General features: G+C 48.3%; 19 protein-coding genes. 2 read left to right on the top strand and 17 right to left on the bottom strand.

Annotated features, from left to right (window positions below):
- Positions 1-6: 6 nt before the first annotated feature.
- The 4 genes from CWI81_RS01855 to queE all read right to left on the bottom strand — a co-directional run bounded on the left by CWI81_RS01855 (position 7) and on the right by queE (position 2,825).
- Positions 7-534, bottom strand: a complete 528-nt coding sequence (locus CWI81_RS01855) for a hypothetical protein (protein WP_126783533.1) — start codon at positions 532-534, stop codon at positions 7-9.
- A complete protein-coding gene (locus CWI81_RS01850) occupies positions 527-1,762 on the bottom strand; it encodes a Tad domain-containing protein (protein WP_126783532.1) in 1,236 nt (411 codons plus the stop codon). Before CWI81_RS01850 ends, CWI81_RS01855 begins: the two co-directional genes overlap by 8 nt.
- Before the next feature lie 18 nt (positions 1,763-1,780).
- On the bottom strand, positions 1,781-2,059 hold the full coding sequence (locus CWI81_RS01845) for a Flp family type IVb pilin (RefSeq protein WP_126783531.1): 279 nt from the start codon (positions 2,057-2,059) through the stop codon (positions 1,781-1,783).
- A 94-nt stretch (positions 2,060-2,153) separates the two neighbouring features.
- Positions 2,154-2,825, bottom strand: a complete 672-nt coding sequence (gene queE, locus CWI81_RS01840; protein WP_126783530.1) for a 7-carboxy-7-deazaguanine synthase QueE — start codon at positions 2,823-2,825, stop codon at positions 2,154-2,156.
- Between the two features lie 49 nt (positions 2,826-2,874).
- Between queE and queC the strand changes: the two genes are divergently transcribed.
- Complete coding sequence (gene queC / locus CWI81_RS01835) at positions 2,875-3,531, top strand: 7-cyano-7-deazaguanine synthase QueC (protein ID WP_126783529.1); 657 nt, start codon at positions 2,875-2,877, stop codon at positions 3,529-3,531.
- Here queC and nagZ read toward each other — a convergent pair.
- On the bottom strand, positions 3,506-4,525 hold the full coding sequence (gene nagZ / locus CWI81_RS01830; RefSeq protein ID WP_126783528.1) for a beta-N-acetylhexosaminidase: 1,020 nt from the start codon (positions 4,523-4,525) through the stop codon (positions 3,506-3,508). The two genes, queC and nagZ, sit on opposite strands and share 26 nt — an antisense overlap.
- A 137-nt stretch (positions 4,526-4,662) precedes the next feature.
- Between nagZ and CWI81_RS01825 the strand changes: the two genes are divergently transcribed.
- Positions 4,663-6,000: a S41 family peptidase gene (locus CWI81_RS01825; protein WP_126783527.1), complete on the top strand. Its 1,338-nt coding sequence runs from the start codon at positions 4,663-4,665 to the stop codon at positions 5,998-6,000.
- Positions 6,001-6,045: 45 nt separating this feature from the next.
- Here CWI81_RS01825 and CWI81_RS01820 read toward each other — a convergent pair whose 3' ends face one another.
- From CWI81_RS01820 to hemA, 12 genes are all read right to left on the bottom strand, one after another.
- Positions 6,046-8,385, bottom strand: coding sequence for an acyl-CoA dehydrogenase (locus CWI81_RS01820; protein WP_126783526.1), 2,340 nt, complete (start codon positions 8,383-8,385; stop codon positions 6,046-6,048).
- A gap of 56 nt (positions 8,386-8,441) precedes the next feature.
- Positions 8,442-9,101 carry a TetR/AcrR family transcriptional regulator gene (locus CWI81_RS01815; RefSeq protein WP_126783525.1) on the bottom strand — a complete coding sequence of 220 codons (660 nt, stop codon included), beginning with the start codon at positions 9,099-9,101 and terminating at the stop codon, positions 8,442-8,444.
- Positions 9,102-9,193: 92 nt separating this feature from the next.
- Complete coding sequence (locus CWI81_RS01810; protein ID WP_126783524.1) at positions 9,194-9,967, bottom strand: ZIP family metal transporter; 774 nt, start codon at positions 9,965-9,967, stop codon at positions 9,194-9,196.
- Between the two features lie 52 nt (positions 9,968-10,019).
- Positions 10,020-11,507 carry a TrkH family potassium uptake protein gene (locus CWI81_RS01805; RefSeq protein ID WP_126783523.1) on the bottom strand — a complete coding sequence of 496 codons (1,488 nt, stop codon included), beginning with the start codon at positions 11,505-11,507 and terminating at the stop codon, positions 10,020-10,022.
- An 8-nt stretch (positions 11,508-11,515) separates the two neighbouring features.
- A complete protein-coding gene (gene kdsA / locus CWI81_RS01800) occupies positions 11,516-12,358 on the bottom strand; it encodes a 3-deoxy-8-phosphooctulonate synthase (protein WP_126783522.1) in 843 nt (280 codons plus the stop codon).
- A gap of 22 nt (positions 12,359-12,380) precedes the next feature.
- Entirely contained in the window at positions 12,381-13,652 is a 1,272-nt protein-coding gene (locus CWI81_RS01795) for a DUF819 family protein (RefSeq protein ID WP_126783521.1), read from the bottom strand.
- 55 nt (positions 13,653-13,707) lie between these two features.
- Positions 13,708-14,511 carry a SirB1 family protein gene (locus CWI81_RS01790; protein ID WP_198678634.1) on the bottom strand — a complete coding sequence of 268 codons (804 nt, stop codon included), beginning with the start codon at positions 14,509-14,511 and terminating at the stop codon, positions 13,708-13,710.
- Positions 14,512-14,524: 13 nt separating this feature from the next.
- Positions 14,525-14,899: a SirB2 family protein gene (locus CWI81_RS01785; protein WP_126783519.1), complete on the bottom strand. Its 375-nt coding sequence runs from the start codon at positions 14,897-14,899 to the stop codon at positions 14,525-14,527.
- Positions 14,900-14,909: 10 nt separating this feature from the next.
- Positions 14,910-16,385 (bottom strand): DUF3369 domain-containing protein, encoded by a 1,476-nt coding sequence (locus CWI81_RS01780; protein WP_126783518.1) that lies wholly within the window; start codon positions 16,383-16,385, stop codon positions 14,910-14,912.
- Positions 16,386-16,397: 12 nt separating this feature from the next.
- A complete protein-coding gene (prmC, locus tag CWI81_RS01775) occupies positions 16,398-17,240 on the bottom strand; it encodes a peptide chain release factor N(5)-glutamine methyltransferase (protein ID WP_126783517.1) in 843 nt (280 codons plus the stop codon).
- Positions 17,241-18,329: a peptide chain release factor 1 gene (gene prfA / locus CWI81_RS01770; RefSeq protein ID WP_126783516.1), complete on the bottom strand. Its 1,089-nt coding sequence runs from the start codon at positions 18,327-18,329 to the stop codon at positions 17,241-17,243. It abuts the gene before it with no gap.
- 9 nt (positions 18,330-18,338) lie between these two features.
- The gene (gene hemA, locus CWI81_RS01765) at positions 18,339-19,607 is read right to left on the bottom strand and encodes a glutamyl-tRNA reductase (RefSeq protein WP_126783515.1); all 1,269 of its coding nucleotides are present in this window, start codon (positions 19,605-19,607) and stop codon (positions 18,339-18,341) included.
- Positions 19,608-19,786 lie beyond the last annotated feature (179 nt).

Genomic DNA, 19,786 nt, shown 5'->3' with positions numbered 1-19,786 from the left:
CTTTAATTAATGTTTTAGCGCCATAGGCGGCACCACGTCAGAGTCGATATGACCAAATTTTAACGAACTGGAGTGCACTTCCCTGGCGATTGGTAGCCAGCCAATACCGTCCTGAATCAGTTTCACCAGACCGTTAGATAACAGTGAATTAACCACCAATAAGGCGGGCCGTTTAGACAACGCCGATTCTGTTTGTGCGGACCAGCTGTCGGTGATCCTTGCCATTGGGTAGATACTGGCAACCTCAGTCTCTTGGTTGTTAGTGCGGTGTAAGTTATCGACCTCAAAGTCCAGTTCCACCAGCTGGCTGAGGCCATTTAACAGTTTGCCGGTATATTTGGCCGAGGCGTAATCGTCACTCACCTGCAACTGACTAAGATCCGCCTGCCGCGACCAGATAGCGGAGCGGTTGTCGACCAGTTGCTGTTGATTGCCCGAAGCCGCCGGGAACAAATGCTCCGATAACATCAATACCGCCAACAACAGTAACGTTAGCCCGACCAGTGCTTCGACCACTACTTGTCCTTTAGTCATCAATCACAATCTCGCGTGCTGCAATAGTCACTTTATCGGTCGCCGTCAGCGGCACCAGCTTAGGCTCCCATAAGGCATTAAACAGATTGGCTTTTTCCTGTTTCCGGTCGCCGCGCGGAAAAATCGATAACGGTCGTGAAAAGTGAACCTCGGCGCGCGCGTGGGTGACTTGTTGAGTCTCCGGGTCGGAAATTTTTACTACGATAGCGTGAGCGCCATAGGGGTTACCCTCTCTTAACCGCAAATAACTAAACGGCAGAGTTTGTACCCGAAATGAGCGCATTGCATTCCAGCCGGTTCGTGATACCCATTTATTAACCTTAAATGCGTTACCGTACGATTTGTGATACCACCGGGAACGACGATATTTGCTGTAAGCCGCTCGGGCGCCCCAACCCGCTGCCTTAACAACTTCCCAGCCCCAGCCGAGAGGATTCGGTAAGTAGGCATGAACGGCGAGCGAATCTAACGCATTCCAGTTCCAGCGCCCGCCCGGCATTGACTGCAGCTCATTACCACCCGCTTTCTCAAGTTTTAGTAACTTAATCGAGCCCCAGCGATAAGTTCTTCTGGTGGTAAAAGGATCGCGACTTTTAAGGGTAAGCTGTTTAAAAAATTCGGAACTTTTTTTATTGCGGGTACTGTGGCTATCAGTGAAACGCCACCAGAGGCCCGGGAACGGTGCAATACTGCCGCCCTGATACAAAGAGGCTTCGAGTTTTTCATCGTGTTGTTCAATCACCTTATGGACCGAAAACGGCGTTTCAACAATCATCGAGGTTTCCAGCCCCACCTGCGCCAGAGAAATCGCTTTAATCACACCACTGTGGAAATAGAGCAACACCTGTACCGACTTATCGGTCATCTGCTCAGCCTTACCGACGATACTATTAAGTTTGATTGCCGCCGCCTGTAAACCGGGTATCAGCCCTATTACCCAGGAAGCATTTTTGCCAAACCGGGTGATCATTGCCATCCAGCTGGCCAGACCAACCCACTGCCCCATCGCCACCTGGTTACCAATTAATGCCCGGTTCAAAATCGCCGATAAATTAAGTTGCCGCGCCATCAGCACCGCCCCGCTGTGAGCCGCGTTATCAGCCACACTCTGCATATACCATTGGCGGCGGGCATGCTCGCCCATGCGCGTGGCTGCAATCAATAACAGTACCATCAGAAAAACAGCAACCGCCATCAGCATCAGTGTCTGACCTCGTTGGTGAGTCATTGAAGCCCGGCGGTCCACTTATTGATTGCCCTGTTCAGTGGCTTCGTCGTAGTTACCTAAATTAATATCCTGATTGGCATTGGTTCCGGCAGTTCGTGATGACTGACGAGCTCTGTTTAACTGCTGACTGGACGACTGACCAGTAATTTCCTTAGCCAGTCCCGCGACCTGATTACGAATCGACTTACCAAACAGCGAGTAAACACCAATAGCCGCAACGGCAATTAGCGCAACGATAATAATATATTCGGTCATCCCCTGACCGGCGATCTTACGGCGAGAAGTTTTGGGCTGCATAGCGGCCTCCAGACAAAGTCAGCAACGGGATTGTCACTGAAAGGTCTGAGTATAGGCAGCCGCTAACCGGGCATTGACGAAAGTAGTAAAAGGCTTACTCGATGTTGAGGTACTTGTGCAACTGAACCGACAGCCGCCAGTTACGTGCTATGCAGGTCTTCATTGCCAGTTCCGTTGCGCGCGGCCGCTGGCTAATCGGTTGCAAACAAATCTGTACGTCATCACGTAGCTGAGATCGGGCTAATAACGCATCCAGAGCATCAATATGTTTTTGCATAGCGACCGGGTGTTTTATTTCGTTGGCGCGGCTCATGCAATCGGGGCGTACCAGATATCCGCCGGGCATATCCAATTTGGGGGATACCGTTACCCAGGTGCGTTCCGAGACCAGCAGTTCAAAGGTACCGCTGGTTTCGATTTGCAGTTGCAGACCGTTTGCCTCAAGTGCCTCTGCCATTGGTAACAAATCAAACATCGCGGGTTCACCACCGGTGATGACCACATGCTTTGCCTGATAGCCCTGTGTGCGAAAGGTATCGACGATATCCTCGGCCGTCATTTCTGCCCAGGCCGAAGAAGCGCTGTCTTTGCTTAACATGCTAGCTATCGATACCTGATCCTCGGCATTGGTTTCCCAGGTATGTTGGGTATCGCACCAGGGACAGCCGACTGGACAACCCTGCAGGCGAATAAAAATAGAGGGAACACCGGTAAAGGTTCCTTCCCCTTGTAAAGTTTCAAAAATTTCGTTGATGCGATACGTCATAGCATTGGTTAAGATGGGTGGCATACGAATTATAACGGAGAGATGGCGAATGTCACAAAAAGTCGTAGTGATTTATTCCGGCGGCATGGATTCTTTTACGGTTCTCAACAAAGCATTACAGCAAGGGCATGAGGTTTCAGCCTTATCCTTTAACTATGGTCAGCGCCACGTTAAAGAGCTGGACGTTGCTGCAAAGGTCTGTGCAGAGCTTGGCGTGCCGCATAAAGTGGTCGATATAACCGCGATAAACACCCTGTTGGCCGGCAGTTCATTGACTGACGATATTGAGATTCCGGAAGGTCATTATCAAGAGCAGTCAATGCAGTCGACAGTAGTTCCTAACCGAAATATGATTCTACTGTCTTTGGCTATTGGCTACGCGGTGTCGGAACAAGCCAGTGCCGTTTATTATGGAGCTCACTCCGGCGATCATGCAATCTATCCGGATTGTCGCCCTGAGTTTGTTCGACAAATGAATGTGGTCAGTCAGTTAGCGAATTACGAGCCAGTTGCAGTTGTCGCTCCCTACCTGGAGGATGACAAAAATGAAATTTTGGCCGATGGCATCCGCATGGGGCTGGACTATGAAAAAACCTGGACCTGCTACAACGGCCGTGACAAAGCCTGCGGCAAATGCGGTGCCTGTATCGAACGGCTGGAGGCATTTGCCGCTAATGGTCTTAACGACCCACTGCCTTACGAATAGTTTCTATACCTTGCTGTGCGCGCTGCCAACGGTCAGTGCGTTGCAGCTCATCCATTGCCATAGAAACGTCACCCGACAACATCCGGGTAAACCTTTGTTGGCTCGCTGCGTTCGTCTCTGGCAACTCATGCTGCAACAGTTCCACCGCCGCAGCGCGATCATTGCAGACCAAAATCATGTCGCAACCGGCTGTTAACGCAGCATCAGCACGAGCTTGCATATTGCCAACCACTGTCGCACCATGCATGGATAAGTCGTCACTAAAAATCATTCCATCAAAGCCGAGTTGCTGACGCAACACCGTTTGCAACCAATAGCGTGAAAAACCCGCTGGCTGTTCATCCACCTGCGAATAAATAACGTGTGCAGGCATTACCGCGTCGAGTTTTTTCGCAAAGGCTCTGAACGGTGGTAAATCGCTGGCAAAAATCGACTGTTTATCACGTTCGTCCACCGGGATAGCGACATGCGAGTCTGCCTGCACCGAACCATGCCCTGGAAAATGCTTGCCTGTTGCTGCCATGCCCGCCTCGTGCATACCAGCAATAAACTCAGAAGCCAAAGTCACCACGTCGCTGGCATTATCCGCAAATGCTCTGTCACCGATAACGTCACTCACATCGTTAATATCCAACACCGGCGCAAAACTAATATCAAGACCCGCTGCTTTTACCTCTGCTGCCATTAACCACCCCATATCCCGGGCTAACGTCAATTGTTGCGCGGTATCATCCAGGTAAGCAAAGTCAGCCATTGCAGGGATTAAGGTAAAGCCCTGAAGAAACCTCTGAACTCGTCCGCCTTCATGATCTACCGCTATTAACAGCGGCTTTTTCGCCGCCTCGCGGCTTTGCTGGCAAAGCTCCGATAGCTGAGTCAGTGATTGAAAATTACGGGTGAAAAGAATCAATCCGTTAACATCAGGATGACCAAGAAGCGTTTTGTCTTCTTCGGTTAATTCTGTTCCAGCAATATCGATCATAACCTGGGCCATGGTGTTCCTCTTTTAAGTAATTATTTTCAGCGCTGTCAGTGTGCCAGAGCTAATATTTTTAGCTATCCCTCTGTTGATTTTTTTTCGACTGGTTTACTCTTACCTAAGCACACAAAAAAATAACATTTAGGTAGATTATGAACAGTCAAAAAACGCTTTTAGTTCTTGCTTGCTCCGCCGCACTCAGCGCTTGCGGCGGTTCTTCTGATTCCGGCAGCAACAATAACAACGGCAGTAACTTTGCCAGTTGTTCCGTAGCGGACCAGAATCAGCGCTTTTTCAACTATATGAAAACCGACTATTTTTGGGCTGACCAGCTTCAGGATGAGCTCGATCCTGAAGCATTTGAGGACGTCTACGCAGTACTTGAGGAATTGCGCGTTGCGGAAGACACCTACAGCTATATTTTGACTGAAGAAGAATACGAGTCGCTATTTGTCAGTGCTGAATATGTCGGCTTTGGCTTTTCTCAGCAGCAAGTCAATTCCGACCAAATTAAGCTGCGTTTTGTTTATCAGGATTCTCCAGCCTGGGATGCTGGGATGCGGCGCGGCGATAGCCTGATTGCTATTGATGGTGTAAGCGTCGCTGAGCTTTTAGCTAATGGTGAATATAGTGGTGTTTTTGGCGAATCCGAACCAGGCGTAACCCGCGAAATTAGGTGGCGCAAGCCGAGTGGCGAAGAGTTTACCGAGTTGCTCAGTAAAGCAGTTGTCGAAACTAACACAGTAATGGGTACCCAGGTTTGGACGATTAACCAGCAGCCAGTTGGCTACTTTACCCTCGACAGTTTTATCAATCGCACCGGCAGCGATCTGAACCAGGCGTTTAATCAGTTCAAGCAACAAGATGTACAGCAACTGGTTATTGATGTTCGCTACAACAGTGGCGGCTTAATTCGCTACGCGAATCAGACAGCCACGCAAACAGCCGGCACCAATGTTCAGGGAAAGACTTTCGTCGAGTACCGATTTAATCAACAGAATCAGGATCAGAATCAGACATTGGAGTTTAATTTGGTTGATGGTGTACAACAGCTTGATTTAGATAGCGTGGTTATCCTGACTACCGGTGCCAGTTGCTCTTCTTCAGAACTGATAATTAATTCATTGAAGCCACATATTGACGTAACCGTTATTGGTAATAGAACCTGCGGTAAGCCAGTCGGTCAGATGCCCAATGACTTGTGCGATAAAGTGACTTTTGCGATCAATTTCGAAACCGTTAACTCAGAAGGTGAAGGGCGCTATTTTGACGGTTTAGCCCCGACTTGCCAGGTCGAAGATGAAATTGTGGCTGACTGGGGTAGTTTTCAGGATCCTATCACCGCCGCCGCTCGTGATTACATTGAGACAGGCAGTTGCCCGGCAGTTAGTGCGGAGAACCTGCAACAGGCGGCACAACTTTCACAACAAGATAAAGTCGAGCCGCCGGTTTTTTATAACTTAAAACAAAAACGCGCTTCACTGCAGTAACACTACTGACAGTAAAGCGCGGCGCCGTCGTTTGCGACTAATTAATTAGTCGCGAACTGCGGCTTTTCTTAAGTCGCCTTTGGTCGTGTAAAACTGATTTTTTTCCAAAATACCAGCAGCGAAACTATCAACACCGATAGCGGTTAAGCGTAAACGCTCGGTTTCAGCAAGCTTTTCGGCCGTCTCGTTATCAATCAGACCTTTTTCTAAAGCGACATCAGCCAGCTCTTGACCATTTAGGTTTGAAGACAGTTCACCACGTTTTTGTGCCTTTCTCAGTGTTTTGTAGACGTCTTTCATTTTCAACATCGACAAGAACGCTTTTTCCATGTGTCCTGTCGCATCGCTTTCGTCATCTTTCCAATAGCACAGGAACGTGTGGCGATCTCGCGTGACTCCCGGTTTCATCATATCCGTGCTGATGTCCTGCAATAGCTGATCCGATGGCTCATTAAAGTGATTACCCAGAGGGAATACTAAGGCGCGCATGCTCCAGGCAACAAACCGGTTGGGGAAGTTACGGAAAAAGCCATCAAAAGCACTGCCGATTTCATGCAAGTGATGTTGCACCGCATAATGAACATACGGTAAGTCGGCGGCCTGACGGCCTTCTTCTTCAAAACGCTTAAGCACTGCAGAAGCCATATAAAGGTGGCTCAAGACATCGCCTAAACGGGCCGAAATCATCTCTTTACGCTTTAGATCACCGCCCAACATCAGCATTGATACATCAGAAGTCATTGCCAGGCCCCGACTCATACGCGTCAGATGCTGATAACAACGCGCGGTTTCACCGCTAACCGGGGTTTCATTAAAACGAGAGCCAGTGAGAGCCATCCATAGACTGCTAAATACATTACCAACCGCAAAGCTGACGTGTTTTACCAACAATGAGTCGAAGTCTCTCATACCCTGTTCTTCATCGGGGTTAGCCGCCGCTTTCATTTCTTCCAGAACATATGGATGACAGCGTGTTGCACCTTGTCCGAAAATCATTAGATTGCGGGTTAAGATATTAGCGCCTTCAACAGTAATCGAGACAGGCGTCGCCATATAACTGTGGCCCAAGTAGTTATGCGGACCTAATTGAATGCCTTTGCCCGCATGAATATCCATCGCATGTTCCATCACCTGCCGACCCATTTCGGTCATGTGATATTTCGTCATGGCAGTAACTACTGACGGACTTTTGCCCTGGCATAACGCACTGATGGTTAAGCGACGCATGGATTCGAGGGTATAGTTAGTTCCGCCAATTTTACCCATTGAAGCCTGAACGCCTTCAAAAACACCTATCGGCAGTCCAAACTGCTGGCGTACGTACGCATAGGCCCCAGTCATCCGTTGAGTGACATGTCCCGATGCAGCAGCCAATGCAGGTAAAGAAATACCACGCCCTGCCGACAGGCACTCAACCAGCATCCGCCAGCCTTTACCAGCATAGTCGATGCCGCCAATAATCCAGTCAAGTGGAATAAACACATCTTTGCCAAAAGTAGTCCCGTTTAAAAACGCCTGGTTTAACGGGAAATGGCGGTCACCGGACTCAACCCCTTTATGGGAGGTAGGAATAAGTGCACAAGTGATACCCAGCTCACGTTTATCACCTAATAACGAATCAGGATCATATAATTTAAACGCTAGCCCCAGTACTGTCGCTGACGGGGCCAGGGTAATATAGCGCTTAGACCAGTTCAGTCGAATACCGACAACTTGTTCTCCGTTATGTTCACCCTTACAAATAATCCCTTCATCAGGAATGGCGCCCGCATCAGAGCCCGCTTCCGGGCCGGTCAGAGCAAAACAAGGAATATCTGTGCCATCGGCTAAGCGGGGTAACCAATATTCTTGTTGCTCTTTGGTGCCGTAGTGGGTTAATAGTTCACCTGGACCTAGTGAATTAGGGACCATGACGGTTACTGCAGCGCTGATAGAGCGGCTTGCAATGCGCGATACAATGTAAGAGTTTGCTGCTGGAGAAAAATCCAGACCGCCAAACTCCTTACCAATGATCATGGCAAAGAAGTGTTCTTTGCGCAAAAAGTCCCATACCGGTTTAGGCAGGTCCCGATCTTGCTGCACAATTTTGAAATCATCCAGCATGTCCAGTAACTGTGCCAACTGATTGTCGACAAAGGCTTGCTCGTCTTTAGTCAACGTTGGTTCTGGCATATCCAGCAGCTTCTGCCAATCAGGACGACCACTAAATAATTCGCCATCCCACCAGACATCACCAGCCTCCATTGCCTCACGTTCAGTGTCTGACAGCGGCGGTAAAATGCGCTTAAAAAGAGCAAACACTGGCTTTGTAACCAGACTGCGGCGAATATCGCCAACAGCCAATACAACAACCAGTAGTACAATCAATAAAATGATAATTTCCATGGTTTTCTCCAACGACCACTACCAATACAAAGTGTAGACAACTGACAGGTTATTGCTTAACCAACAGCGCCACTATCCAATCCACCAGCTATAAAATTAATCAGATGTTCAATCACTGTTTGAATATCTGCGTTTTCATCAAACTCAGCTTGCGCAATTTCGATTAACGCCTGTCCTGATACTTGCGCAAACACGGTAGCACCTAACACAAAGTGTAGGCGCCAAAACATATCTTGTTCGGTCAAACGCGGATTTGCGCGGTGCAATAAAGACAGCAAATGTTGTAGCACATCGCCGAACGCGCTTTGGGTATACCTGCGCAGGTGTCCCTGTGTTTCTGAGTAGGCAAACCCCAACAGTCTAAGAAAGTGCTCGGTGCCACGTTTGTGAACCTGGGTCAAACTTAATAGCGGCGCCTTAAAGCTGGCAAAGACACATAAACTGGTTATTGTCGGCTTATCATCAAGTTGTTTTAGTTGGGCTTCTAAAGCTGGCATGAAAACATTCATGTAGCGTGCAACAACTGCCTGGATTAGCGCTTTCTTCGAGCCAAAATGATAGTTAACAGAGGCAAGGTTCACCCCGGCTTCCTGAGTGATTTGGCGGAGCGACGTTTGCTCGAAGCCTTCTCGGGCAAATAGGGTTTCCGCCGCATTAAGAATCTTATTCTGTGTAGTAATTTTACTTTTTCGGGAATGAGTCGCCGTTTCTGACATAGTAATAAACACATATTTAAAACATGCGTTTAATTTAATTCAGTTCGATTCAGCGATCAAGTGTTCGCTGAAACTATTTATTCAGCTTTCGGTTATCCCAGCCATACATCTAAAAATAGCATCACCACAAGCCCCAGCATTAAACCAATACTAGCGCGTGAATGATGCCCTTCCCGGTGTGTCTCGGGAATAATCTCGTGACTGATAACATAGATCATTGCACCGGCAGAAATTAACAATCCCCACGGCAAAAACCATTCGGCAATGCCGACAAACCAACCGCCAACGACACCACCCAGCGGCTCAACCGCGCCAGTCAGCGCAGCCACCATAAAAGAATGCCAGCGGCTATAACCAATAGCTAACAGAGCGAGCCCAACGGCCAAACCCTCAGGTACGTTTTGCAAGCCAATACCGGAAGCGATTGCGACAGTAGCATCATAATCGCCGCCAGCTGCTGTGATACCAACCGCTAAGCCTTCGGGAATATTGTGTATGGTTATTGCAATAATAAACAGCCACAAGCGGCTGATGCGCTCCGCAGCAGGCCCCTCAACACCCTTTACAAAGTGTTCGTGCGGAACCGCACGGTCAATGCCCGCAATCAGCAAAGTACCTAACAAGATTCCGGCAACTGCAATTGCGGGTGGGATAATCCCCTCACCAAACTGAGTTTCTGCAATATCCAGCGCAGGGACAATTAACGAAAAGAAAGCAGCGGCCAGCATTACACCTGCAGCAAACCCAAGCAAAGCATTGGTATTACGGTCGCTGGGACGCCAGCCAATCAATACCGGCGCAGCTCCGACAGCAGTCATACCACCGCTCATTGCGCTCACCGTTAATGCCATCAACCAGCCTTCCATAGTTATCCTCTGGGTTAGTACTAAGTGTTAACGCCGGTACAAACGCGGTCGATTAATGTTGCCAATAGTGCCTATGGAATAAAATCAATACCGTCATAATTTCCAGACGTCCGGCCAACATGGCAAAAATCAGTAAGAACTTGGCACCGTCCGGTAATGACGAAAAGTTTCCGCTGGGGCCTATAATGTCGCCCAAACCAGGGCCAACGTTACTGACTGCTGATGCCGCTCCTGATATTGCAGTGATGAAGTCAAGCTCAAACAGCGACAGGCCAAGTGCGATTGCCGCTACTAATAGAAAATAGGTAAAGCAAAACGCAACCATCGAGCCCAACAGCGAGTCATTAACTCGACGACCCTGGTATGTTTGTACTTGCACCAGGTTGGGATGGATCAGCTGGCTAAACTGACGTCTTAATAAAAGCTGAGATAACTGGAAACGGAATATTTTCATACCGCCTGAGGTTGAGCCCGTACAGCCACCAACAAACATTAAATAGAAGAAAATCATCAATGACCAACTGCCCCACTGGCCATAGTCTTCTGTGGCATAGCCTGTTGTGGTAACAATCGAAACCACGTTAAAAGCCGAATGCAGCAGCGCATCGCCAAATTCACGCCCTTTTAAGGTTTGTACCAACGCAATTAAGGCAATCATCAGCAGCAAAAACGTTAAAAACGCGCGCACCTGTGTATCTTGCCATATAGAGCCTACGTCCCCTTTAAGGGCCCTTATATAAAGTACAAAAGGTAGTGCCCCTGCTACCATAAAGACGGTACCAACAACCACTAAAAAGCTACTATCAGAAAAATGCCCAAATGATGCATCGTAATTAGAAAAGCCTGCTGTACCAATAGTTGTCATACCGTGCACAACAGCATCAAAACCGTCCATACCACCGAGAAAATATAGCAACATCACCAGCGCGGTTAGCAGTAAATACACTTTACCGATAGCGACTACCATTAAACTCGAGCGGGGTAAGAATTTACCCGACATATCTGACGACTCGGCCTGGAACAAACGCATGCCACCAACTTGCAAGAATGGCAGGATGGCCATCGCCATAACGATGATACCGATACCCCCTAACCACTGCAGCATTCCACGCCACAATAAAACCGACCTTGGTAGCTCATCAAGACCGACAATAACCGTTGCACCTGTTGTCGTTATAGCGGACATAGCCTCGAACCAAGCATTAGCGAAGCTCAGATGCGGCTGTGCAAAAATAAATGGTAAGGTGACAAACAAGCTGGCACTTAGCCAGCATAGTGTGGTTAATAAAAAAACTTGCCGTGCTCTAAGTTTAGCTCCCCCGGCATTTTGCGAAAATAATGCCAAGCCAACGACCAACCCCACCATCGATAACGTAAGGTAGGTCCATTGATCTTTTTCGCCATTGACGACTGCCAAAACAAATGGTGCCAACAACGCAACCGATAGCAGAGCAATTAACGCCCCTATAGCTTTCGACAACAGCTTAGCGGCTTGTCTTGGCTGCAGTCTGTTATCGGCAATTGAGGAGGACTGTTGCATATTAATGGCTAAACCGAGGTGTCTAAAACCGGCAAGCTTTTGACCAGGTCATCAACTGCTTTCATTTGCTCTAGGTAAGGCTCCAGCGCGGCCAGCGGCAGTGCACACGGGCCATCGCATTTGGCTTCATTTGGATTCGGGTGTGCCTCAATGAATAAGCCGGCAATACCCAATGCCATGCCTGAACGAGCCAACTGCGCTGCCTGAGCTCTGCGCCCATCGGCAGAGTCAATTCGTCCACCGGGTCGCTGCAATGCGTGGGTGGCATCAAAAATGACCGGAGCCATAGATTTCATATCATCCATACCCAGCATATCAACGACCAGATTGTTATAACCAAAACACGAGCCACGTTCACACAGCATAATGCCCTCGTTACCGGCTTCCTTAAATTTAGTAATAATATGCTGCATCTCTTGTGGCGCCAAAAACTGAGGCTTTTTAACATTAATTAGGGCACCGCTTTTGGCCATTGCCACAACCAAATCAGTTTGTCGCGCAAGAAACGCAGGTAATTGAAGAATATCAGCAACTTCTGCTACCGGCTGAGCTTGATAAGCCTCATGCACATCGGTAATCACCGGCACCTTAAACTGCTCTTTTATTTCTTCAAAAATACGCAGCCCCTGCTCCATTCCCGGCCCGCGGAAAGAATGGATAGACGAGCGATTAGCTTTGTCAAAGGAAGCCTTAAATACATACGGAATACCCAGTCTGTCGGTTACTTCGACATAATGCTCAGCAATCCGGAGCGCCAAATCTCTTGATTCCAACACATTCATTCCGCCAAACAATACGAACGGTTGTTGATTGGCAATGTTAATATTGCCTAACTGCAAAGATTTAATCATAGCTATGTCCTGTTTCCCGCTTTTAACTACCGACAACCCGTAAAATTTGACCCGCTAAGTAAGCCATATAAGTACCTAAAGCGTAGCCCATAACAGCCAGCAATACACCCACTGGCGCTAACGACGGATGAAACGCAGAGGCAACTACTGGCGCGGACGCGGCCCCGCCAACGTTGGCCTGACTGCCGACCGCCATATAAAATACCGGTGCTTTTAACAGTTTTGCGACCAAGAGCATCAGACCCGCATGAATCAACATCCAGATGGCACCAATCAAAAAGTATTTGGGGGAATCAACAATTGCGGTAATGTCCATATGTAAGCCGATACTTGCAACCAGGATATAGACGAATACAGAACCTATTTTAGACGCGCCTGCCGCTTCCAGCGTGCGCGCCCGGGTAAATGACAAGCCAATACCACCGGCGGTAGCAAGTACGATAATCCAGAAAAACAGGCTGTCCAGGCTAAATCGACTGAGGTATGGTAAATGGGTTCCAATTGCCGGAGCTATCCAGTCAGCCAGCAGATGAGCCAGCCCGGCAACACCAAAGCCGACCGCTAAAATGAGTATTAAGTCACGCAGCGTAGGATTACGTACGTGTTCAGCCTGATAGGCTTCCACCTTAGCTTTAATGGCATCGATAGCCGATGTGTCCGCGCCAGTTCGCGCATCAATCCGCTTCGAGTTGGCAGCCATATAAAGTAGCACTGCCATCCATAAATTAGCGACGATAATATCAACCGTCACCATGGCTGAGAAAATATCACCACCAACTTCATAAACTTCCTTCATGGCAGCCTGGTTAGCGCCACCACCGATCCAGCTTCCTGCGACGGTAGTCATGCCACGCCACACCGCATCGGGACCAGCACCACCCAGCATTTCGGGGAAAATAGTCGCTACTAGCAACAACGCAATAGGTCCACCGATGACAATACCCAGCGTACCGGTTAAGAACAAAATCAATGCTTTTGAACCCAGTCCAATGACTGCTTTAAGGTCGAGGCTTAGGGTTAGCAACACCATACATGCCGGCAATAGGTAATCCATCGTAATATCACTGATGGCTGCCGTATTGCCGTTAACAATATTAAAGGTGTTTAGCAGTGACGGTAGGAAGTAGCACAACAGTAACGCGGGAACGAACTTATAAAACTTTTGCAGTGCTGGGTGCTGACTCGATTGAGTATAAAAAACCAACCCTAAAATAGCCAATAACAGTCCGGTGATAACACCATCATTAGTAATTAAAGCGGTTGTTTCAGCAGCAGCGGGGGCGGCAGCTAGCATCTAGTTTCTCCTTAACAATATGCTGTCAGCGGAAAGTTATCGAATCCTCTATACGCTAGTGGAATAGGTGCTGAGGACCGGCGTAACTCTCTAATTGTAATTTTAATAATTCCGCGCTGGGGTCATCCGGGCATTGGTCAACAAAATACTGATAATCATCGACGGCCACATGCTGGCAGTCGAGTTCTTCAAACAAATAACCCCGGTCTCTTATTTCATAAGGATCATCCGGCTGCAAGGTCAATAGCATTTGCACGCATTGCAATGCCTTTTCGTAACGAGCTTCAGCCATAAGACAATGCTTAAGCTCAGTCAGATAGGCTTCGACCAAGTTTTTTTGTGGTGTGGGTTCAGCCCAATCCCAGCAAAACTCCGCGTCGCCTTCCATCACATCTTCAAAGCGTTCCATGACTTCCTGATAACGAACGAATTCACCACTCTGTGGATCGACGAAATAAGTCTTTTGCTCGTCCACCAGCTTTAATAACGGGTAACCTGGAAAGTCCACAACCTGCAAGTCTAGGTTATGGTGTTGAGCACACTCTTGCAGTAGTACAGCCATTACTAAGGGCACCCCGGTGCGGTAGGCCGCCACTTGATCGATCGCGATACGCTGTGCCTTAATCCAACTTTCCGGCGCGTCACTATAGCCCAGCTGACGATAAAAAAACTGACTGATTTGTGCCACTTTCTGCGGCAACTCCAGGTTCTCGCTAAAGCCACCAAACTGTTCTACTTGCTGACGAAAGTCGGCCAGACTTTCGCCCTCTGCTAAGTTCAACCTGCGACTAATTTCCCAGAGGATTTCAACCGTTGGCACCAGCTCCTCTTCACACTGCTGGAGAAATGAATACTGCATAGTCACCTTAAACTTAACCGAATAATAATGGTTGCTTACCGAACGCAACATGGAATAGAGCTGCCAGCCATAAGCACGCGATCACAAAACCGCCCCAGCTTATTAGCTTTGTCTTGCCCTTTATCGCAAACATAGCGAAGAAAATATAACCAATTACACCCAACACTTTTTCAGTGACCCAAGGATCACTAATTGGAGCACGTTGAGTCATTACCAGCATTGCGATGGCACTTGCCAGTAACAGCGTGTCATTAACATGCGGTACAATCTTCACCCAACGCTTATGCAATAAGCCGGAATCTAGCTGCTTCCAGATAAACCGTAAAATGAACAGGCTAACCGAAATAACAACAAATAAAACGTGTAAATGTTTAAACGCAGCGTACACAAAATTCCCCTTAATTAGATGATGTTAGAGTATCAATTCTCGCCATTATGGTATCGAGAAAATCAGGCGAGTAATAGCGCCCTTTTTCATCCTCTAAGCGTGTTTTTATTTCCGAGCCCGACAGTTGTTGCTGGCGAAAGTCTGATAATTGCTCAACCAATAACAACACTTGTGAGCTCAAGGCGATTGCGTTGCCCTGCTTACCCTCCGGTAGACCCATACCATCCCAACGTTCGAGGCGTTCTATTAATGCGCGATGTGCCATTTGAGTAGCAACATGCTGGCCATGAGCTAAAGCGCGCAGAGAACGTGCCACCCGCTGCTGGCAGGTTGTTTCATTAGCGGCGACAGCATCTGTCGCACATTCTAATAACGGCCCCGCTGGCTCATATAAAAACCAGGCCAGAGCAATATTTTTAGCCTCTGGCTCAGTAACAACGTATTGCCCCACCTGGTATGCCAGAGCAGCTTGTTGCGGTAAATCATCGGCACTGAATACCGTTTCCCGAAGTTCCATCAACTGATCGCCGAGGCGTGCCAGAAACTGATCAGAATCTTCCAGGCAAACAACATTGTCCTGAGCTAACTGAACATTTTCCGAGAATAGCTGCAGCACATGATGGTCATCGTCACTCAGCTTTCGCGAAATACCACCAATAAAGAGTACAGAGCCGTAGGGTCGACAATGGCTACGGCAATATAACAAGACAAAGTCATCACCGTAGTAACTACCATGATTGGCAATCACTTGATCAAGTTCGGATAATGCTGTTGCCGGCAGTACTGAACGCAATGTTTGTCCTACTGCGACCGAAGAGTCCTCACCATAAGCGGCAACCACCTGATACGAACGTCCTTCATTGTCGGCTGTAGCATATAAAGTCTGTCGGGCGCCGCCGATGACCCAACTTAATTGTTGCACCAAACCGTCAACAAAACTGTTCATCGGTTGTAGTGCATACAAATTAGAGGATGCGGCAATGATTTTTTCCAAACCATGCCGGCTTTGATCAATCGACATAATATCGCGATACGAGCGCAGCGAGGACATCACCGCGGTAAACAGCTTTTGCGCCGTCAGCTCGGTCTTTGATTTGTAGTCGTTAATGTCATAGTTGACAATTACAGTGCGTTCTGGCGCCTGTCCAGGTTGGCCGGTACGCAAAATAATACGGGTATAATGGTTTTGCGCCTGCTCACGAATATAGCTCGCAACTTTAAGGCCGGCATCGTCGGTTTCCATAACCACATCCAGCAACAAAATGGCGGCATCTGGATGTTGATCAATTAATTGTTCGGCTTCCTTTCCGGAAAACGCGCTATGGAACTCTAAGCCACGCCCCAAGAAGTTAAAGTCACTTAAGGCAAGCTTGGTTACTGCGTGAACTTCAGGCTCGTCATCGACAATAAGGATCTTCCAATTCTCTGTTGGAATTGTCGGTGTCTGTTGTCCTGGTTCATCAGCGAACATAAACTGATTGCTCATAGTATTTCCCCTTTAGCTTGCCTTCTGCCCACCAGTGACTCTGTCTACACTACCATAATCGGCCCAACGGTTAATATTTTTATAACCGTTATCCCGCAGTAGCTCAACAACCGAGTCCGCCTGCTGCCATCCCTGTTCCAGCAGCAACCAACCATTAGCAACCAGATGGTCAGCAGCTCGTTCAATAATCCATTCAATATCGGCCAATCCCTTATTTGCTGCTACTAGAGCGGAACGTGGTTCAAAACGCACATCCCCCTCTTCCAGATGGCTGTCGTTGGCATCGATATAGGGTGGGTTTGACACAATCAAATCAAATCCTGATAAATCTTTTATACTATCAAACCAATAACTTTTACGTGTTTCAATCGGCAACTGTAACTGAGCCGAGTTGTGCGCGGCTAAATCTACCGCGGCTTGCTGGCGATCAACCGCAACCATTTGCCATTGCGGCTTTTCTGACTTTAATGCCAGTGCGATAGCTCCAGTGCCGGTCCCCAAATCTAACACTTTGGCATCCGCTGGCAGCTCCAACGACAGTGCTGCTGCAACCAATGTTTCGGTATCAGGTCGCGGAATCAAGGTACTGTCATTGACCGTCAGCGGCAACGACCAAAACTCTCGCTGGCCGGTTAAATGCGCCACTGGTTTGCCTTGTGTTCGCTGTTCTGCCAGCCATTGAAACTGTTGCCACTGTTGGTCAGACAATAATTTGTCTGGCCAAGTCATTAAATAACTGCGCGGCTTACTTAATACATAGCACAACAAAGCCCTGCTATCGACAGCAGGGCTTTCACTGGTGGACAACTTTTGTTGACACCAGAGCAGTGCTTGATCAATCGATGGAAGTTTCAATTATTGTTCCTGAGCCAACGCAGCCAGCTGATCTGCTTGATGCTCAGTAATAATTGGTTCAAGAATAAGATTCAAGCTACCGGTTAATACTTCGTCTAACCGATACAAGGTTAAATTAATACGGTGATCAGTAACTCGGCTCTGCGGGTAGTTATAGGTGCGGATTCGTTCTGACCGGTCACCGCTGCCGACGAGATTACGTCGTGTGCTTGCTTCTTCCTGAGCACGCTTTTCATCTTCCATTTTTTGCAACCGCGATTGTAAGACAGACATCGCTTTCGCTCGGTTTTTATGCTGCGAGCGCTCTTCCTGACATTCCACCACGACTCCGGTCGGTAAGTGAGTTAGTCGAATGGCTGAGTCGGTACGGTTAACGTGCTGCCCACCGGCACCAGAAGCCCGGTAAGTGTCAACACGTAAATCCGCCGGGTTAATTTCAATGGCTTCGGCTTCAGGGATTTCGGGTAGCACAGCTACCGTACAGGCAGAGGTGTGGATACGACCTTGCGATTCAGTTTCGGGGACTCGCTGGACTCGGTGGCCGCCCGACTCAAACTTCATTTTGCCGTAAACCCCGTCACCGCTCATATGTGCGATCACTTCTTTATAACCACCATGCTCCCCATCGCTGGCACTGACGGTGCTGACTTTCCAGCCCTGCTGCTCTGCGTAACGACTGTACATTCTAAATAAGTCACCAGCAAAAATAGCCGCCTCGTCGCCACCGGCTCCGGCACGAATCTCGAGATAACAGGCACGGTCATCATTGGGATCCTTTGGTAACAACAGTACTTGTAAATGCTGCTCCAAATGTTCTACCCGAACTTCACCCTCGCGCAACTCTTCGGCTGCCATCTCACGCATTTCCGGATCGTCATCGTTGGCCATATCACGCGCTGCTTCCAGGTCTTCTTGCGCTTGTTTATAACGTTCAAAGCCATCAACCACTTCTTCCAGTTGCGAATATTCTTTCGATAACGCCCGAAAGCGGTTCTGATCACTAATGACTCCGGCATCACCAAGTAATGCCTGAACTTCCTGATAGCGTTCTAATAGCCCTTCAAGTTTTCGTTCAATGGATGGGTTCATTAATTTCGTCTAATCCTTTTGCGTTTTGTCGGACGACGCTGGCCATAATTGTTCGAGTAATGCCAATGCCGCTTGATCATTTTGTTCACCGGCCGTTTTTAATATTTGCGTCGGCTGGTGCGTTAGTTGTTGAGTTAACCGGTGGCTAAGCAGCTGCAATACCTGTTCTGGCGACTTGCCCTGCTGTAACATCAACTGTGCTTTTTGCAATTGTTGTTCGGCAATTTTTTGAGAATGTTGCCGATAGCGGCGAATCAGTTCGACGCTATTAAGCGACTTCAACCAGTCGCCAAATTCTTCACTTTGTTGATGAATAATCAACTGCGCCTGCCGCGCCGCCTGCTCTCTATTTTTAATATTTTCGCTAATAATATTCTGTAAGTCATCGACCGTATATAAGTACGCGTCGTCTAATTCATTCACTTGTTCTTCGATATCGCGGGGAACAGCCAGATCAATCAATAACATCGGTTTGTGACGACGTTTTTTTAAAGCCCGCTCAATGCTTCCTTTGCCGACAATAGGTAAAGTGCTGGCAGTTGAACTGACTAAAATATCGGCATTTGGCAACAGCTCACCCAACTCGGCTAGGCTGTGCGCTTTACCACCGATCTTTTCAGCCAGCTCGCTGGCTCTCTGCAACGTACGATTAGCTACCGTAATATCGCTAACACCCTGTTGCCGCAAATGCTGTGCCACTAACTCTGAAGTATCTCCGGCACCAATCAACAGAACGCGGGATTTTTCGAGATTAGCAAAAATGTGCTTCGCCATACTAACTGCTGCATAGGCCACAGAGACCGCATTTTGACCTACCTCGGTCTCGTTGCGCACGGTTTTTGCGACTCGAAAAGTTTGCTGAAACAAGCGCTCTAACACGCCACCAACGGCTGCATGACGCTTCGCGTGTTGATAAGCCTGCTTTACCTGCCCAAGGATCTGTGGCTCGCCCAGCACCAGCGAATCGAGGCCACTGGCAACCGACATCAAATGACTGATAGCTTGTTGGTCCTGATACTGGTAATGATGATGAATTAACGCATCAGCCTGCAATCCGTGAAAACCAGCTAACCAACCTAACAGTAAGTCGGTGGATACCGTTCCCTGACAGTACAATTCGGTGCGGTTACAGGTTGATACAATGACCGCTTCATCGACCCCCTGCAGTTGCCGGATCGCCTGCAACGCGGTATCGAGCTGCTCATTAGAAAAAGCAACTTGTTCGCGCAAATCAACTGGGGCTGTTTTATGGTTTATACCAAGGGCTGAAATGGTCATCCGCTGTAGAAGCTCGTTATCCCAACGTGTGTGCATTCGTGCGCAGATTGTACGTTAAAGCCCAAATTATTGAAAGTCATCACGCTTTCTGTTCCACTAATAAGCTGTCACTTTTTAACGGAAGTACTCTCCTTGTTTGCTAAATCGCGTGCATTTTTGGCTACATTGCGTTGCGCTCT

It is taken from the genome of Idiomarina seosinensis, from assembly GCF_003987275.1.
In the GTDB taxonomy this organism is placed as follows: Bacteria; Pseudomonadota; Gammaproteobacteria; order Enterobacterales; family Alteromonadaceae; genus Idiomarina; species Idiomarina seosinensis.
This window is presented reverse-complemented; position numbering and strand designations above follow the sequence as displayed.

Excerpts from the sequence above, each read along its gene's own strand:
- hemA (WP_126783515.1), bottom strand. The coding sequence starts at position 19,607 with ATGACCATTTCAGCCCTTGGTATAAACCATAAAACAGCCCCAGTTGAT.
- CWI81_RS01810 (WP_126783524.1), bottom strand. The coding sequence starts at position 9,967 with ATGGAAGGCTGGTTGATGGCATTAACGGTGAGCGCAATGAGCGGTGGT.
- queC (WP_126783529.1), top strand. The coding sequence starts at position 2,875 with ATGTCACAAAAAGTCGTAGTGATTTATTCCGGCGGCATGGATTCTTTT.
- kdsA (WP_126783522.1), bottom strand. The coding sequence starts at position 12,358 with ATGATTAAATCTTTGCAGTTAGGCAATATTAACATTGCCAATCAACAA.
- CWI81_RS01820 (WP_126783526.1), bottom strand. The coding sequence starts at position 8,385 with ATGGAAATTATCATTTTATTGATTGTACTACTGGTTGTTGTATTGGCT.
- nagZ (WP_126783528.1), bottom strand. The coding sequence starts at position 4,525 with ATGGCCCAGGTTATGATCGATATTGCTGGAACAGAATTAACCGAAGAA.
- CWI81_RS01790 (WP_198678634.1), bottom strand. The coding sequence starts at position 14,511 with ATGCAGTATTCATTTCTCCAGCAGTGTGAAGAGGAGCTGGTGCCAACG.
- CWI81_RS01780 (WP_126783518.1), bottom strand. The coding sequence starts at position 16,385 with ATGAGCAATCAGTTTATGTTCGCTGATGAACCAGGACAACAGACACCG.
- queE (WP_126783530.1), bottom strand. The coding sequence starts at position 2,825 with ATGACGTATCGCATCAACGAAATTTTTGAAACTTTACAAGGGGAAGGA.
- CWI81_RS01805 (WP_126783523.1), bottom strand. The coding sequence starts at position 11,507 with ATGCAACAGTCCTCCTCAATTGCCGATAACAGACTGCAGCCAAGACAA.
- CWI81_RS01855 (WP_126783533.1), bottom strand. The coding sequence starts at position 534 with ATGACTAAAGGACAAGTAGTGGTCGAAGCACTGGTCGGGCTAACGTTA.
- CWI81_RS01825 (WP_126783527.1), top strand. The coding sequence starts at position 4,663 with ATGAACAGTCAAAAAACGCTTTTAGTTCTTGCTTGCTCCGCCGCACTC.
- CWI81_RS01815 (WP_126783525.1), bottom strand. The coding sequence starts at position 9,101 with ATGTCAGAAACGGCGACTCATTCCCGAAAAAGTAAAATTACTACACAG.
- prfA (WP_126783516.1), bottom strand. The coding sequence starts at position 18,329 with ATGAACCCATCCATTGAACGAAAACTTGAAGGGCTATTAGAACGCTAT.
- CWI81_RS01795 (WP_126783521.1), bottom strand. The coding sequence starts at position 13,652 with ATGCTAGCTGCCGCCCCCGCTGCTGCTGAAACAACCGCTTTAATTACT.
- CWI81_RS01845 (WP_126783531.1), bottom strand. The coding sequence starts at position 2,059 with ATGCAGCCCAAAACTTCTCGCCGTAAGATCGCCGGTCAGGGGATGACC.
- CWI81_RS01850 (WP_126783532.1), bottom strand. The coding sequence starts at position 1,762 with ATGACTCACCAACGAGGTCAGACACTGATGCTGATGGCGGTTGCTGTT.